The organism is Pseudomonas sp. yb_2 (assembly GCF_043103905.1).
Taxonomy (GTDB): domain Bacteria; phylum Pseudomonadota; class Gammaproteobacteria; order Pseudomonadales; family Pseudomonadaceae; genus Aquipseudomonas; species Aquipseudomonas alloputida.
On sequence record NZ_JBICKH010000005.1, the window covers coordinates 26591 to 40972 of the forward strand.

Sequence of the window (14382 nt, forward strand, 5' to 3'; positions counted from 1 at the left end):
ATGGAAATGGACATCGGCATGATCCGCGGGCTGGGCACCCTGGTGGTGATGATTGCCTTCATCGGCCTCACCCTGTGGGTCTTCAACCGCCGCCGCGACCGTGATTTCGCCGAAGCGCGCCTGCTGCCCTTCGTCGACGACCGCCTGCCCACTGCCGGGCAGGAGCCTGCTGCAAAAAGGAGTAACGGGCAATGACCACCTTCTGGAGTACGTACATCAGCGTACTGACCATCGGTAGCCTGATTGGCCTGACCTGGCTGCTGCTCGCCACGCGCAAGGGCCAGAGCAACAACACCACCGACGAGACCATGGGCCACAGCTTCGACGGCATCGAGGAGTACGACAACCCGCTGCCCAAGTGGTGGTTCTGGCTGTTCGTTGGCACCTTGGCGTTCTCGGTCGGCTACCTGATCCTCTACCCAGGCCTGGGCAACTGGAAAGGCATCCTGCCGGGCTATGAAAATGGCTGGACTGGCGCCAATGAATGGCAGAAGGAAATGGACAAGGCCGATGCCAGGTTCGGTCCGATCTTCGCCAAATACGCCGCCATGCCCGTAGAAGAAGTGGCGAAGGACCCGCAGGCGCTGAAAATGGGCAGCCGCCTGTTTGCCTCCAACTGCTCGGTGTGCCACGGTTCCGACGCCAAGGGCGCCTTCGGCTTCCCCAACCTCACCGACAATGACTGGCGCTGGGGCGGCGATCCGGAAACCATCAAGACCAGCATCATGAGCGGTCGCCATGGCGTGATGCCGGCCTGGGCCGAAGTGATCGGTGACCAGGGCGTGGCCGATGTGGCTGCGTTCGTGGTCAGCAAACTCGATGGCCGCACACTGCCTGAAGGCGCGAAGGCCGATGTGGAGAACGGGCAGAAGATCTTCGCAGCCAACTGCGTGGCCTGCCACGGGCCGGAAGGCAAAGGTACGCCCGCCATGGGCGCACCGAACCTGACCCACCCGCAGGCGTTCATCTATGGCTCGAGCTTTGCCCAGCTGCAGCAGACCATTCGTTATGGTCGTCAGGGGCAAATGCCGGCGCAGGCCGAGATCCAGGGGAATGACAAGGTGCACCTGCTGGCGGCTTACGTGTATAGCCTGTCGCAGGATGGTTCGGCTGAGGCTGTGACGGCCAAGTGAGTTCGCCGAAAGGCATTTGCCGCCTGTGAGATCGAGCGCCGCGCGGGCGGCGCTCGATATCCGCCCCACCATAACCATCAAACCTTACACCCCCGGCCCACCATCCCCCTCAAACCATACCCCCACCGCCTCCCCCCCCTTCCCTTGCACCCCCACCGAACACAACTAAGCTTGTTGCCTCAGTGGGCTTCGCTCCGAAAGGACCGGAGCAGACGCGGCGCACGGCCTGTCGCCGCCCCAGAAAAAGCTTGACCGATCGATCAGAAAAAGATGAAAAACGGTACACATTACAAATATTTATTTGTGTACAATCGCCCAGACCCGATCCCTGCGGGACATCAGTGAACGGGTCTGGACACGGGTCGGCGTACCAAAGTTGCGTTGCGGTAACCTTGCTGGTTATCAATACTGGCGCCGATTTTTCGACCAACAAGAACATCAAAACCGTGGAACCTTAGAATGAGCACAGCAATCAGTCCGACTGCTTATAACTATAAGGTCGTCCGCCAGTTCGCCATCATGACGGTGGTCTGGGGGATCCTTGGCATGGGCCTCGGCGTCTTCATCGCCTCGCAGCTGGTGTGGCCGCAGCTGAACCTGGACCTTCCCTGGACCAGCTTCGGCCGCCTGCGCCCGCTGCACACCAACCTGGTGATCTTCGCCTTCGGGGGCTGTGCGCTGTTCGGCACCAGCTACTACGTGGTGCAGCGCACCTGCCAGACCCGGCTGATCTCCGACAGCATGGCCGCCTTCACCTTCTGGGGTTGGCAAGCCGTGATCGTCGGCGCGCTGATCACCCTGCCGATGGGCTACACCACCACCAAGGAATACGCCGAGCTCGAGTGGCCGCTGGCGATCCTGCTGGCCATCGTCTGGGTTACCTACGGGCTGGTGTTCTTCGGCACTATCGTCAAACGCAAGACCAAGCACATCTATGTCGGCAACTGGTTCTACGGTGCGTTCATCGTGGTCACCGCGATGCTGCACATCGTCAACCACATCTCGCTGCCGGTGAGCCTGTTCAAGTCGTACTCGGCCTACTCCGGCGCCACCGACGCGATGATCCAGTGGTGGTACGGCCACAACGCCGTGGGCTTCTTCCTCACCACCGGCTTCCTGGGGATGATGTACTACTTCGTGCCCAAGCAGGCCGAGCGGCCGATCTACTCGTATCGCTTGTCGATCGTGCACTTCTGGGCGCTGATCACCCTGTACATCTGGGCCGGCCCGCATCACCTGCACTACACCGCCCTGCCTGACTGGGCGCAGTCGCTGGGCATGGTAATGTCGATCATCCTGCTGGCGCCAAGCTGGGGCGGCATGATCAACGGCATGATGACCCTGTCGGGCGCCTGGCACAAACTGCGCACCGACCCGATCCTGCGCTTCCTGGTGGTGTCGCTGGCGTTCTACGGCATGTCCACCTTCGAAGGCCCGATGATGGCCATCAAGACCGTGAACTCACTGTCGCACTACACCGACTGGACCATCGGCCACGTCCACGCCGGCGCCCTCGGCTGGGTGGCAATGATTTCGATCGGCGCCGTGTACCACATGATCCCGAAACTCTACGGCCGCGAGCAGATGCACAGCATCGGCCTGATCAACGCGCACTTCTGGCTGGCCACCATCGGTACCGTACTGTACATCGCCTCGATGTGGGTCAACGGCATCACCCAGGGCCTGATGTGGCGCGCCATCAACGATGACGGCACCCTCACCTACTCCTTCGTCGAAGCCCTGCAGGCCAGCCACCCCGGCTACATCGTCCGCGCCCTGGGCGGAGCGTTCTTCGCCAGCGGCATGCTGCTGATGGCCTACAACGTGTTCCGTACCGTACGTGCCGCCAACCCGGCACAGGCTGAAGAGGCCGCCAAGATCGTCGTTGTGGGAGCGCACTGATGAAGCATGAAGCCGTCGAGAAGAACATAGGCCTGCTGGCCTTCTTCATGGTCATCGCCGTGAGCGTCGGTGGCCTGACCCAGATCGTCCCGCTGTTTTTCCAGGACGTCACCAACAAGCCGGTCGAGGGCATGAAGCCGCGCACCGCGCTGGAGGTGGAAGGCCGCGATATCTACATCCGCGAAGGCTGCGTGGGCTGCCACTCGCAGATGATCCGCCCGTTCCGTGCCGAAACCGAGCGTTACGGCCACTACTCGGTAGCCGGTGAAAGCGTGTGGGACCACCCGTTCCTGTGGGGCTCCAAGCGTACCGGCCCGGACCTGGCCCGCGTCGGCGGCCGCTACTCCGATGATTGGCACCGAGCGCACCTGTACAACCCGCGCAACGTGGTACCGGAATCGAAGATGCCTTCCTACCCGTGGCTGGTCGAGAACAAGCTCGACGGCAAGGACACCGCGAAGAAGATGGAAGTGCTGCGCACACTCGGCACCCCGTACACCGACGCCGACATTGCCGGCGCACGTGACGCGGTCAAGGGCAAGACCGAAATGGACGCCATCGTCGCGTACCTGCAAGGTCTTGGCACCATCATCAAGAGCAAACGGTGACGCTGATGGATATCGGGATGATTCGCGGCCTGGGCACCGTCGTGGTGATGGTGGCGTTCGTGGGCCTGGCGCTATGGGTGTTCAACCCACGGCGTAAAAAGGACTTCGACGAAGCGACCCAACTGCCCTTCGCGGATGACCCCGAGGCCACTCGGCACGTCGAGCAAGCAAAAGCTTCTGGGAGCAAACAACAATGACAACCTTCTGGAGTCTGTACGTTACCGTCCTGACCCTGGGCACCATCTTCTCGTTGACCTGGCTGCTGCTGTCGACCCGCAAGGGCCAGCGCGAAGAGGTTACCGACGAAACCGTCGGGCATGCCTTCGATGGCATCGAGGAATACGACAACCCGCTGCCGCAATGGTGGTTCTGGCTGTTCGTCGGCACCATCATCTTCGCCCTCGGTTACCTGGTGCTGTACCCGGGCCTGGGCAACTGGAAAGGCGTCCTGCCGGGCTATTCATACCTGGATAACGACAAGCAGACCGAGTTTTCCAACGGCCAGCCGGGCTGGACCGGTGTGCACGAGTGGGAAAAGGAAATGGCCAAGGCCGACGCCCGTTTCGGGCCGATCTTCGCCAAGTTCGCGGCCATGCCGATCGAAGAAGTGGCCAAGGACCCGCAGGCATTGAAAATGGGTGCGCGGCTGTTCGCCTCCAACTGCTCGGTGTGCCACGGTTCCGACGCCAAGGGCGCCTTCGGCTTCCCCAACCTCACCGACAATGACTGGCGCTGGGGCGGCGAGCCGGAAACCATCAAGACCACCATCATGGCCGGCCGCCATGGCGTGATGCCGGCCTGGGCCGAAGTGATCGGTGACCAGGGCGTGGCCGACGTGGCTGCATTCGTGGTCAGCAAACTCGATGGCCGTACACTGCCTGAGGGTGCGAAGGCCGATGTGGAGAACGGGCAGAAGATCTTCGCAGCCAACTGCGTGGCCTGCCACGGGCCGGAAGGCAAAGGTACGCCCGCCATGGGCGCTCCGAACCTGACCCACCCGCAGGCGTTCATCTACGGCTCGAGCTTTGCCCAGTTGCAGCAGACCATTCGTTATGGCCGCCAGGGGCAGATGCCGGCCCAGGAACAACTGCAGGGCAATGACAAGGTGCACTTGCTGGCGGCTTACGTCTACAGCCTGTCGCACCAGGCTGAGCCAGCCAAGGCTGAGTAAGGCAGGCCTGGCTTCTTCGCGGGTAAACCCGCTCCTACACAGGATCTTTGTAGGAGCGGGTTTACCCGCGAAGAGGCCGGTACTGGCACAGCATTTCTCGCAGGCAAGTGACCTGGATCAATTGACACCCGCCATAACACGTTTCATACCACGAACCCAACGCGACTAAAGGTCGCAGTGCGAACCCATACTGCCATCAGCGGCGTATCATGGGCCGCAGAGCGCTAGCAGATTGCGCGAGACTGCGGCCCGCACGCACAGGCCGCGGCGTTTCTCCACTGCCGTGGGACTTGATGATGAGCAAGCAAATTCCGGTACATGATGTGACCCCGCCTGCCAACAAAGGGAAGGATTCCGTCGACCTCTACGCTTCCCGGGAAAAGATCTACACCCGCGCCTTCACCGGCCTGTTCCGTCGCCTGCGCATGGTCGGCGGTGCAGTGCTGTTCCTGCTGTACTTCGGCACCGTGTGGCTGAACTGGGGGGGTCACCAGGCCGTGTGGTGGAACCTGCCCGAGCGCAAGTTCTACATCTTCGGCGCCACCATCTGGCCGCAGGACTTCATCCTGCTCTCGGGGATTCTCATCGTCGCCGCCTTCGGCCTGTTCTTCATCACGGTGTTCGCCGGCCGGGTGTGGTGCGGCTACACCTGCCCGCAAAGCGTGTGGACCTGGATTTTCATGTGGTGCGAAAAGATCACCGAGGGTGACCGCAACCAGCGCATGAAGCTCGACAAAGCCCCCATGAGCGGCAACAAGTTCCTGCGCAAATTCGCCAAGCACAGCCTGTGGCTGCTGATCGGCTTTGTCACCGGCATGACCTTTGTCGGCTACTTCTCGCCGATCCGTGAACTGGCGATCGAATTCTTCACGGGCCAGGCCGATGGCTGGGCCTACTTCTGGGTCGGCTTTTTCACCCTCGCCACTTACGGCAACGCCGGCTGGCTACGCGAACAGGTGTGCGTGTACATGTGCCCCTATGCCCGCTTCCAGAGCGTGATGTTCGACAAGGACACGCTGATCGTGTCCTACGACCCACGCCGTGGCGAAACCCGCGGCCCGCGCAAGAAAGATACCGACTACAAGGCCCAGGGCCTGGGTGACTGCATCGACTGCACCATGTGCGTGCAGGTCTGCCCGACCGGCATCGACATCCGTGACGGCCTGCAGATCGAGTGCATCGGCTGCGCCGCCTGCATCGATGCCTGCGACAGCATCATGGACAAGATGAACTACCCCAAAGGGCTGATCAGCTACACCACCGAACACAACCTGTCCGGGCAGAAGACCCACATGCTGCGCCCCCGTCTGATCGGCTATGCCGTGGTACTGCTGGTGATGATGATCGGGCTGGCGACGGCCTTCGCCACCCGTTCGCTGGTCGGTTTCGACGTCAGCAAAGACCGCGTGTTGTACCGCGAAAACGCCCAGGGCCGGATCGAGAACGTGTACAGCCTGAAGGTAATGAACAAGGATCAGCGCGATCACCTCTACGTGCTGGACGCCGCCGGCCTGCCGGACCTCAAGCTCGAAGGCCAGCGCGAGATCCGCGTGGCCGCCGGTGACATCGTCAGCCTTCCCGTGCAGCTGTCGGTTGCCCCCGAGAAGCTGCCATCGACCACCAACGAAATCACCTTCATCCTCAAGAGCGCCGACGACAGCGACGCCCAGGTTGAAGCCAAGAGCCGTTTCATCGGCCCACAGATCCGCTAAGAGAGATAACGCACAATGCCTGCCGCCACCGCCGCCAGCCCCTGGTACAAGCACCTCTGGCCCTGGATCATCATCGGCATCCTCACCACCTCGGTGTGCCTGAGCCTGACCATGGTCAGCATCGCTGTGCACAACCCGGACAACCTGGTGAACGACAACTACTACGAGGCCGGCAAGGGCATCAACCGCTCGCTGGACCGCGAGCTGCTGGCGCAGCAGTTGGGCCTGAAAGCCAGCGTGCATCTGGACGAACTGACCGGCGAAGTGGACCTGCGCCTGACCGGTAACAGCAACCCGCAAAGCCTGGAGCTGAACCTGATTTCGCCAACCCAGCCAGAGAAGGACCGCAAGGTGCTGCTGAGCCGGGTCGAAGCAGGGCGCTATGTGGGGCAGCTGGAAGACAAGGTCGACGGGCGCCGTTTTGTCGAACTGCTGGGTAGCGAAGGGGGCCAGGTATGGCGCCTGTTCGAAGAGGAAAAAGTGGCGCATGGTGTGACCTTGCAGTTGGGTGACGAAGCCCTGCAAGGCGCCGAACACCAACAGTAGCAACACCGCAAATCCCTGTGGGAGCGGGCACGCCCGCGAATGCGATAGCTCAGGCAAAGGTATTTCCAGGTCTGACGCATTCGCGGGCGCGCCCGCTCCCACAGGGTTTCCTATCTGCCTGAGCAGTGTCTGCCCTATGACCCAACCGACCCCCTGCTACCACTGCGCCCTGCCCGTCCCCACCGGCAGCCGCTTCACCGCCGTGGTCCTCGGCCAGCCCCGGCAGTTCTGCTGCCCCGGCTGTCAGGCGGTGGCCGAGTCGATCGTCGCTGGAGGCCTGGAACATTACTACCAGCACCGCAGCGACAACAGCGCCAACCCCGAAGCCCTGCCCAAGCAACTGCAGGACGAGCTGGCCCTGTACGACCGCAGCGACGTACAGCAAACCTTCGTCCGCCACCAGGGTGAGCTGGCCGAAACCACCTTGCTTGTCGAGGGCATCAGCTGCGCCGCCTGCGGCTGGCTGATCGAAAAGCACCTGCGCAACCTGCCCGGTGTCGCCGAAGCGCGCCTGAACCTGTCCAATCACCGCCTGCTGCTGAACTGGGATGACAAGCAGCTACCGCTGTCGCGCCTCCTCGCCGAACTTCGCCAGATCGGCTACGCCGCCCACCCCTACCAGCCTGACCAGGCCGCCGAGCAATTGGCCCGGGAAAACCGCAGCGCCCTACGCCGCCTAGGCGTGGCCGGGCTGCTGTGGTTTCAGGCGATGATGGCAACCATGGCCACTTGGCCGGAATTCAACATCGACCTGACACCCGAGTTGCATGCCATCCTGCGCTGGGTGGCGCTGTTCCTGACAATTCCCATCGTGTTCTACAGCTGCGCGCCCTTCTTCAAGGGCGCGGCGCGCGACTTGCGAACGCGCCACCTGACCATGGACGTTTCGGTGTCGCTGGCCATTGGCCTGGCGTTCGGTGCCGGCATCTGGACAGCCATCACTGGCAGCGGCGAGCTTTATTTCGACACGGTGGGCATGTTCGCCCTGTTCCTGCTGACCGGCCGCTACCTGGAGCGCCGCGCCCGCGAGCGCACAGCGGCGGCCACTGCACAGCTGGTCAACCTGCTGCCAGCCTCATGCCTGCGCCTGGACGCCATCGGGCGCAGCGAACGCATCCTGCTCAGCGAGTTACAGTGCGGCGACACCGTGCAGGTGCTGCCCGGCGCGGTCATCCCTGCCGACGGGCGCATCGTCGAGGGCCGCTCCAGCGTCGACGAATCGCTGCTGACCGGCGAGTATCTGCCGCAACCACGCCGGGTGGGTGAGCGGGTCACTGGCGGTACGCTGAACGTTGAAAGCGCGCTGAATGTGGAAGTGGAAGCCCTCGGCCATGACTCACGCTTGTCGGCCATCGTCCGCCTGCTGGAGCGCGCCCAGACTGAAAAACCGCGCCTGGCGGAAATCGCCGATCGCGCCTCGCAGTGGTTCCTGCTGTTCTCGCTGCTGGCCGCCGTTGCCATCGGCCTGTGGTGGTGGCACCTGGACCCGACACGGGCGTTCTGGATCGTACTGGCCATGCTCGTGGCCACCTGCCCTTGTGCCCTGTCTTTGGCTACGCCAACCGCACTGACCGCCGCCACCGGAACCCTGCACAAGCTTGGCCTGCTGGTGACCCGCGGCCACGTGCTGGAAGGCCTGAACCAGATCGACACGGTGATCTTCGACAAGACCGGCACACTGACCGAGGGCCGCCTGACCTTGCGCAGCATCCGCCCGCTCGGCAGCCAGGCCGCCGACCGCTGCCTGGCCCTGGCCGCGGCGCTGGAAAACCGCTCTGAACACCCCATCGCTCGCGCCTTTGGTCGTACCGCCACACCTGCCGATGACGTACAGAGCGTACCCGGCCTGGGCCTGGAGGGGGTGGTCGACGGCCAGCGCCTGCGCATTGGTCAGGCTACCTTCGTCTGCGCCTTGAGTGGTGCGGAAATCCCCGCTGTACCCGAGCCGCGCGGCCAGTGGCTGCTGCTGGGCGACCGCCAGGGGCCACTGGCCTGGTTCGGCCTGGATGACCGCCTGCGCGACGATGCCCCGGCCCTGCTCGCTGCCTGCAAGGCGCGGGGCTGGCACACCCTGCTGCTGTCGGGCGACAGCTCGCCGATGGTTGCCGAAGTGGCCGCGCAGCTGGGTATCGACCAGGCCATTGGCGGCCTGCGCCCGGATGACAAGCTGGACCGCCTGAAAGCCCTGCAGGCTGACGGGCGCAAGGTGCTGATGCTCGGCGACGGGGTCAACGATGTACCGGTACTGGCCGCCGCCGATATCAGCATCGCCATGGGCAGCGCCACCGACCTGGCCAAGACCAGTGCCGACGCCGTCTTGCTGTCCAACCGCCTGCAAGCGCTGGTGCAGGCGTTCGCGCTGGCCCGCCGCACCCGCCGCAACATCCTCGAGAACCTGCTGTGGGCGACCCTGTATAATGGCCTGATGTTGCCGTTCGCCGCGCTCGGCTGGATCACGCCGGTGTGGGCCGCCATCGGCATGTCGGTCAGCTCGCTGATCGTGGTGCTCAACGCCCTGCGCCTGACCCGAATGCCCGTGGCCTCGGGCCCGCTGCCCCACGAAGCCCCTTTACCCGGGAGGAAGTCGCCATGCCCGCCCTCTATGTCATGATCCCGGCAGCCCTGCTGCTGGTCGGCGTGGCCGTGTACATCTTCTTCTGGGCGGTAGACAGCGGTCAGTACGACGACCTTGAAGGCCCCGCCCACAGCATCCTGTTCGACGATCAGGACCCGCGCCACCAGGCGGCAGTAAAGCCTGACGATGCCGCAGCCGACACCGACAAGGAACCACCACCCCGTGCCTGACCTGCTTGCGCTGCTGGGCTCGGCACTGGTCCTTGGCCTGCTAGGGGGCGGTCACTGCCTGGGCATGTGCGGTGGCCTGATGGGCGCACTAACCTTGGCCATCCCCCCCGAACAACGCGGCAAGCGCCTGCGCCTGTTGCTGGCGTACAACCTGGGGCGCATTTTCAGCTATGCCTGCGCCGGCCTGTTGCTGGGCCTGGCCGGCTGGGCCGTGGCCAGCAGCCCGGCAGCGCTGGCGCTGCGGGTGGTCGCGGCACTGCTGCTGATTGCCATGGGCCTGTACCTGGCCGGCTGGTGGAGCGGGCTGACCCGTATCGAGGCACTGGGCCGCGGGCTGTGGCGGCATATCCAGCCGGTGGCGTCGCGATTGCTGCCAGTGTCCAGCCTCCCTCGGGCATTGCTGCTGGGCGCCCTTTGGGGCTGGCTGCCGTGCGGGCTGGTGTACAGCACCCTGCTGTGGGCGGCCAGCCAGGGCAATGCCGGCTACAGCGCCGGGTTGATGCTGGCGTTCGGGGTGGGCACCTGGCCGGTGTTGCTGGCAACCGGGCTGGCTGCCGAAAGGGTAAACGCCCTGTTGCGGCGACGCAGCGTGCGCGTGGCAGGCGGTGTGCTGGTGATGCTATTCGGTATCTGGACCCTGCCGGGCCCACACCAGCACTGGCTGATGGGCCATTGACGGGGGCTGCAAAGCAGCCCCAATGCCCTTGATACAAATCAACACAGTTTCCTACAGACGGCCATAGACTCCGGTGCACTGCTGCTCTTTCCGGGGACTACCCTCATGCTCGACGACCTCCGTTGGGATACCGACCTGATCCGCCGCTACGATCTCGCCGGGCCACGCTACACCTCTTACCCAACCGCCGTGCAGCTGCACAGCGAGGTGGGTTCGTTCGACCTGCTCAACGCCCTGCGCGAGAGCCGACGGGCCGTGCGCCCGATGTCGCTGTACGTGCATGTGCCGTTCTGCGCCAACATCTGCTACTACTGCGCCTGCAACAAGGTCATCACCAAAGACCGCGCCCGCGCTGCGCCCTACCTGCAGCGCCTGGAGCAGGAAATCCAGCTGGTCGCCTGCCACCTGGACCCTAAACAACGTGTTGAACAGTTGCATTTTGGCGGCGGCACACCGACCTTCCTCAGCCATGTGGAACTGCGCCAGCTGATGGCCACCCTGCGCCAGCACTTCCACCTGCTGGACGACGATTCCGGCGACTACGGCATCGAGATCGATCCTCGCGAAGCCGACTGGTCGACCATGGGCCTGCTTCGCGAACTGGGCTTCAACCGCGTCAGCCTGGGTGTACAGGACCTCGACCCGGCCGTGCAGCGCGCGATCAACCGCCTGCAGAGCCTGGAACAGACCCGTACCCTGATCGAGGCTGCGCGCACGCTGCAGTTTCGCTCGGTCAACCTCGACCTGATCTACGGCCTGCCCAAGCAAACCCCGGAAGGCTTTGCCCGCACCGTGGAAGAAGTGATCCGCCTGCAGCCCGACCGCCTGTCGGTGTTCAACTATGCCCACCTGCCCGAGCGCTTCATGCCGCAACGGCGCATCGACAGCAACGACCTGCCCAGCGCCGCCGCCAAGTTGGAGATGCTGCACGCCACCATCGACCAACTGACCGCCGCCGGTTACCGCTACATCGGCATGGACCACTTCGCCCTGCCCGACGACGAACTGGCCATTGCCCAGGAAGAAGGCACCTTGCAGCGCAACTTCCAGGGCTACACCACCCACGGGCACTGCGACCTGATTGGCCTGGGCGTGTCGGCGATCAGCCAGATCGGCGACCTGTACTGCCAGAACAGCAGTGACCTCAACACCTACCAGGACAGCCTGTCCAACGCCCAGCTGGCCACCCAGCGCGGCTTGCTGTGCAACCACGACGACCGCATACGCCGGGCAGTGATCCAGCAACTGATCTGCCATTTCGAGCTGGATTTCGAACCCATCGAACAGGCTTTCACCCTGGATTTTCGCGGTTACTTCAACGACCTCTGGCCCGAGCTGCTGACCTTGCAGCGCGACGGCCTGATCAGCCTGGACGACAAGGGCATTCGCATCCTGCCCGCCGGCCGGCTGCTGGCGCGCTCGGTATGCATGGTGTTCGACGCGTATCTGGCGATGCACAACCGCCAGCGTTTCTCGCGAGTGATCTGAAAAACAAGGCGTTCAACCGCATGGACAAGCTTCCTTGTCAGGCACACTATGAGCACACAAGGACTCCCGGCAGGCCACCTGCCGGGGTTTCGCCAGCGCGCACCATCATCGCGCACACTGGCCTACACCCTGTGTCGTGAGTTACCCTTACGACTTATGTGTGCTTTCCCACAAGGATCGATTCAAATGTCCGAGCCAGTCAAACTGCGCCCACACAACCAGGCCCATTGCAAGGACTGCAGCCTGGCCCCCCTGTGCCTGCCTCTTTCGCTGAACCTGGAAGACATGGACGCGCTGGATGAAATCGTCAAACGCGGGCGGCCGCTCAAGAAAGGCGAGTTCCTGTTCCGCCAGGGTGACAGTTTTGGCTCGGTCTACGCAGTACGGTCCGGGGCCCTGAAAACCTTCAGCCTCAGCGACAGCGGCGAAGAGCAGATCACGGGCTTCCACCTGCCCAGCGAACTGGTCGGCCTGTCGGGCATGGATACCGAGGCCTACCCGGTATCGGCCCAGGCTCAGGAAACCACTTCGGTGTGTGAAATCCCCTTCGAGCGGCTGGACGAGCTGTCGGTGCAACTGCCACAGCTACGCCGCCAGCTGATGCGGGTAATGAGCCGTGAAATCCGCGACGACCAGCAAATGATGCTGCTGCTGTCGAAAAAGACCGCCGACGAGCGCATTGCCACCTTCCTGGTCAACCTGTCGGCGCGCTTCCGCGCCCGCGGCTATTCGGCCAATCAGTTCCGCCTGAGCATGTCGCGCAACGAAATCGGCAATTACCTTGGCCTGGCGGTAGAAACCGTGTCGCGGGTGTTCACCCGCTTCCAGCAGAACGGCCTGCTGCGCGCCGAGGGCAAGGAAGTGCACATCCTCGACCCGATCCAGCTGTGCGCGCTGGCAGGTGGTGCAATCGAGGCCTGACGCTGGTCTTTAGCGGGTATACTTGGGCATTCGTTTTCCCAGGATACCCGCAACAATGCACAGCGACGCCTTCGACCTCAAAGCCCTGATCCGCCCGGTAGTGGACTTCCCCAAACCGGGCGTGATCTTCCGCGACATTACCCCGTTATTCCAGTCGCCACGCGGGCTGCGCTATGTGGCCGACCAGTTCATCGAGCGCTATGTCGAGGCGGAATTCAGCCACATCGGCGCCATGGACGCGCGGGGCTTCCTGATCGGCTCGATCATCGCCCACCAGCTGAACAAGCCGCTGATCCTGTTCCGCAAGCAGGGCAAGCTGCCAGCCGACGTGTTGAGCGAGGGTTACCAGACCGAGTACGGCGAGGCCTTCCTGGAAGTGCATGCCGACAGCCTGTGTGAAGGCGACTCGGTGCTGATCTTCGATGACCTGATTGCTACTGGCGGTACGCTTCTGGCGGCGGCCAACCTGGTGCGTCGTACCGGGGCGCAGGTGTTCGAGGCGGCGGCGATCATCGACCTGCCGGAACTGGACGGGTCGCGTCGGTTGCAAGCGGCCGGGGTGCCTACCTTCTGCCTGACCGAGTTTTCCCTCAGCGAGTACTGAGTGGGCTTTTGGGGCTGCTTTGCAGCCCATTCGCGGGTAAACCCGCTCCTACGAAAGCCGCGTATGTTTTGTAGGCGCGGGTTTACCCGCGAATGGGCCGCCAAGCGGCCCCAATGAATCAGAGCGAAATGGGCCGGCGCCCTGCAAAGGCATGGGCCAGGGTACCGCCGTCCACCATCTCCAGCTCGCCGCCCAGTGGCACACCATGGGCAATGCGAGACGCCACCAAGCCCTTCTCGCTCAGCAACTGGGCAATGTAATGCGCCGTCGCCTCCCCCTCCACTGTCGGGTTGGTCGCCAGGATCACCTCGGTAAAGGTGCCCTGCTCTTCGATCCGCGCCATCAGCTGCGGAATACCGATCGCCTCAGGCCCCAGGCCATCCAGCGGCGACAGGTGCCCCTTGAGCACGAAGTAACGGCCACGGTAGCCAGTCTGCTCCACCGCATACACATCGGTCGGCCCCTCGACCACGCACAGCTGTGTGTCGTCACGGCGCGGGTCGGCGCACTGCGGGCACAGCTCCTGCTCGGTGAGGGTGCGACACTGGCGGCAATGCCCTACCCCTTCCATGGCCTGGGTCAAGGCCTGAGCCAGGCGCAGCCCGCCACTGCGGTCGCGCTCGAGCAGTTGCAGAGCCATGCGCTGGGCGGTTTTCTGGCCAACGCCTGGCAAGATGCGCAGGCCGTCGATCAGTTGGCGAATGAGGGGGCTGAAGCTCATGGGAAAGGCCTGACAATTCAATAAGAGGCGGTTTATACCCAGCGGGGGCGGTGGCGTCAAATCAGGTCACCCCAAGTCTACGCGGCCTGCAGTTT

Annotated in this window: 15 protein-coding genes; 14 read left to right on the forward strand and 1 reads right to left on the reverse strand. The window is 63.6% G+C overall.

Annotated elements, in window-relative coordinates:
- The 14 genes from ACF8FB_RS01070 (at window position 1) to ACF8FB_RS01135 (ending at window position 13566) form a co-directional block, all read left to right on the forward strand.
- Complete coding sequence (locus ACF8FB_RS01070) at window positions 1-195, forward strand: cbb3-type cytochrome c oxidase subunit 3 (protein ID WP_010955003.1); 195 nt, start codon at window positions 1-3, stop codon at window positions 193-195.
- Entirely contained in the window at window positions 192-1133 is a 942-nt protein-coding gene (gene ccoP, locus ACF8FB_RS01075; RefSeq protein WP_010955004.1) for a cytochrome-c oxidase, cbb3-type subunit III, read from the forward strand. Before ACF8FB_RS01070 ends, ccoP (ACF8FB_RS01075) begins: the two co-directional genes overlap by 4 nt.
- Window positions 1134-1592: 459 nt before the next feature.
- Window positions 1593-3035, forward strand: a complete 1443-nt coding sequence (gene ccoN / locus ACF8FB_RS01080) for a cytochrome-c oxidase, cbb3-type subunit I (protein WP_003254284.1) — start codon at window positions 1593-1595, stop codon at window positions 3033-3035.
- The gene (gene ccoO, locus ACF8FB_RS01085) at window positions 3035-3643 is read left to right on the forward strand and encodes a cytochrome-c oxidase, cbb3-type subunit II (RefSeq protein WP_010955006.1); all 609 of its coding nucleotides are present in this window, start codon (window positions 3035-3037) and stop codon (window positions 3641-3643) included. The genes ccoN and ccoO overlap by 1 nt, the downstream gene beginning before the upstream one ends.
- Before the next feature lie 5 nt (window positions 3644-3648).
- A complete protein-coding gene (locus ACF8FB_RS01090; protein WP_003254287.1) occupies window positions 3649-3840 on the forward strand; it encodes a CcoQ/FixQ family Cbb3-type cytochrome c oxidase assembly chaperone in 192 nt (63 codons plus the stop codon).
- A complete protein-coding gene (gene ccoP, locus ACF8FB_RS01095; protein WP_014590224.1) occupies window positions 3837-4814 on the forward strand; it encodes a cytochrome-c oxidase, cbb3-type subunit III in 978 nt (325 codons plus the stop codon). The genes ACF8FB_RS01090 and ccoP (ACF8FB_RS01095) overlap by 4 nt, the downstream gene beginning before the upstream one ends.
- A 296-nt stretch (window positions 4815-5110) precedes the next feature.
- On the forward strand, window positions 5111-6526 hold the full coding sequence (ccoG, locus tag ACF8FB_RS01100; RefSeq protein WP_392509830.1) for a cytochrome c oxidase accessory protein CcoG: 1416 nt from the start codon (window positions 5111-5113) through the stop codon (window positions 6524-6526).
- Between the two features lie 15 nt (window positions 6527-6541).
- Window positions 6542-7072, forward strand: a complete 531-nt coding sequence (locus ACF8FB_RS01105; protein WP_392509831.1) for a FixH family protein — start codon at window positions 6542-6544, stop codon at window positions 7070-7072.
- Between the two features lie 136 nt (window positions 7073-7208).
- The gene (locus ACF8FB_RS01110) at window positions 7209-9683 is read left to right on the forward strand and encodes a heavy metal translocating P-type ATPase (RefSeq protein WP_392509832.1); all 2475 of its coding nucleotides are present in this window, start codon (window positions 7209-7211) and stop codon (window positions 9681-9683) included.
- Window positions 9662-9877, forward strand: a complete 216-nt coding sequence (ccoS, locus tag ACF8FB_RS01115) for a cbb3-type cytochrome oxidase assembly protein CcoS (RefSeq protein WP_010955011.1) — start codon at window positions 9662-9664, stop codon at window positions 9875-9877. The genes ACF8FB_RS01110 and ccoS overlap by 22 nt, the downstream gene beginning before the upstream one ends.
- Window positions 9834-10553, forward strand: a complete 720-nt coding sequence (locus tag ACF8FB_RS01120; protein WP_392509833.1) for a sulfite exporter TauE/SafE family protein — start codon at window positions 9834-9836, stop codon at window positions 10551-10553. The genes ccoS and ACF8FB_RS01120 overlap by 44 nt, the downstream gene beginning before the upstream one ends.
- 105 nt (window positions 10554-10658) lie before the next feature.
- Window positions 10659-12041: an oxygen-independent coproporphyrinogen III oxidase gene (gene hemN / locus ACF8FB_RS01125; RefSeq protein ID WP_392509834.1), complete on the forward strand. Its 1383-nt coding sequence runs from the start codon at window positions 10659-10661 to the stop codon at window positions 12039-12041.
- A 186-nt stretch (window positions 12042-12227) separates the two neighbouring features.
- On the forward strand, window positions 12228-12962 hold the full coding sequence (gene fnrA / locus ACF8FB_RS01130; protein WP_003254301.1) for a Crp/Fnr family transcriptional regulator FnrA: 735 nt from the start codon (window positions 12228-12230) through the stop codon (window positions 12960-12962).
- 55 nt (window positions 12963-13017) lie between these two features.
- The gene (locus tag ACF8FB_RS01135) at window positions 13018-13566 is read left to right on the forward strand and encodes an adenine phosphoribosyltransferase (protein WP_009683910.1); all 549 of its coding nucleotides are present in this window, start codon (window positions 13018-13020) and stop codon (window positions 13564-13566) included.
- 118 nt (window positions 13567-13684) lie between these two features.
- On the opposite strand, the gene recR is transcribed toward ACF8FB_RS01135, so the two are convergent.
- Window positions 13685-14287, reverse strand: a complete 603-nt coding sequence (gene recR, locus ACF8FB_RS01140; protein ID WP_003254304.1) for a recombination mediator RecR — start codon at window positions 14285-14287, stop codon at window positions 13685-13687.
- Between the last annotated feature and the right edge of the window lie 95 nt (window positions 14288-14382).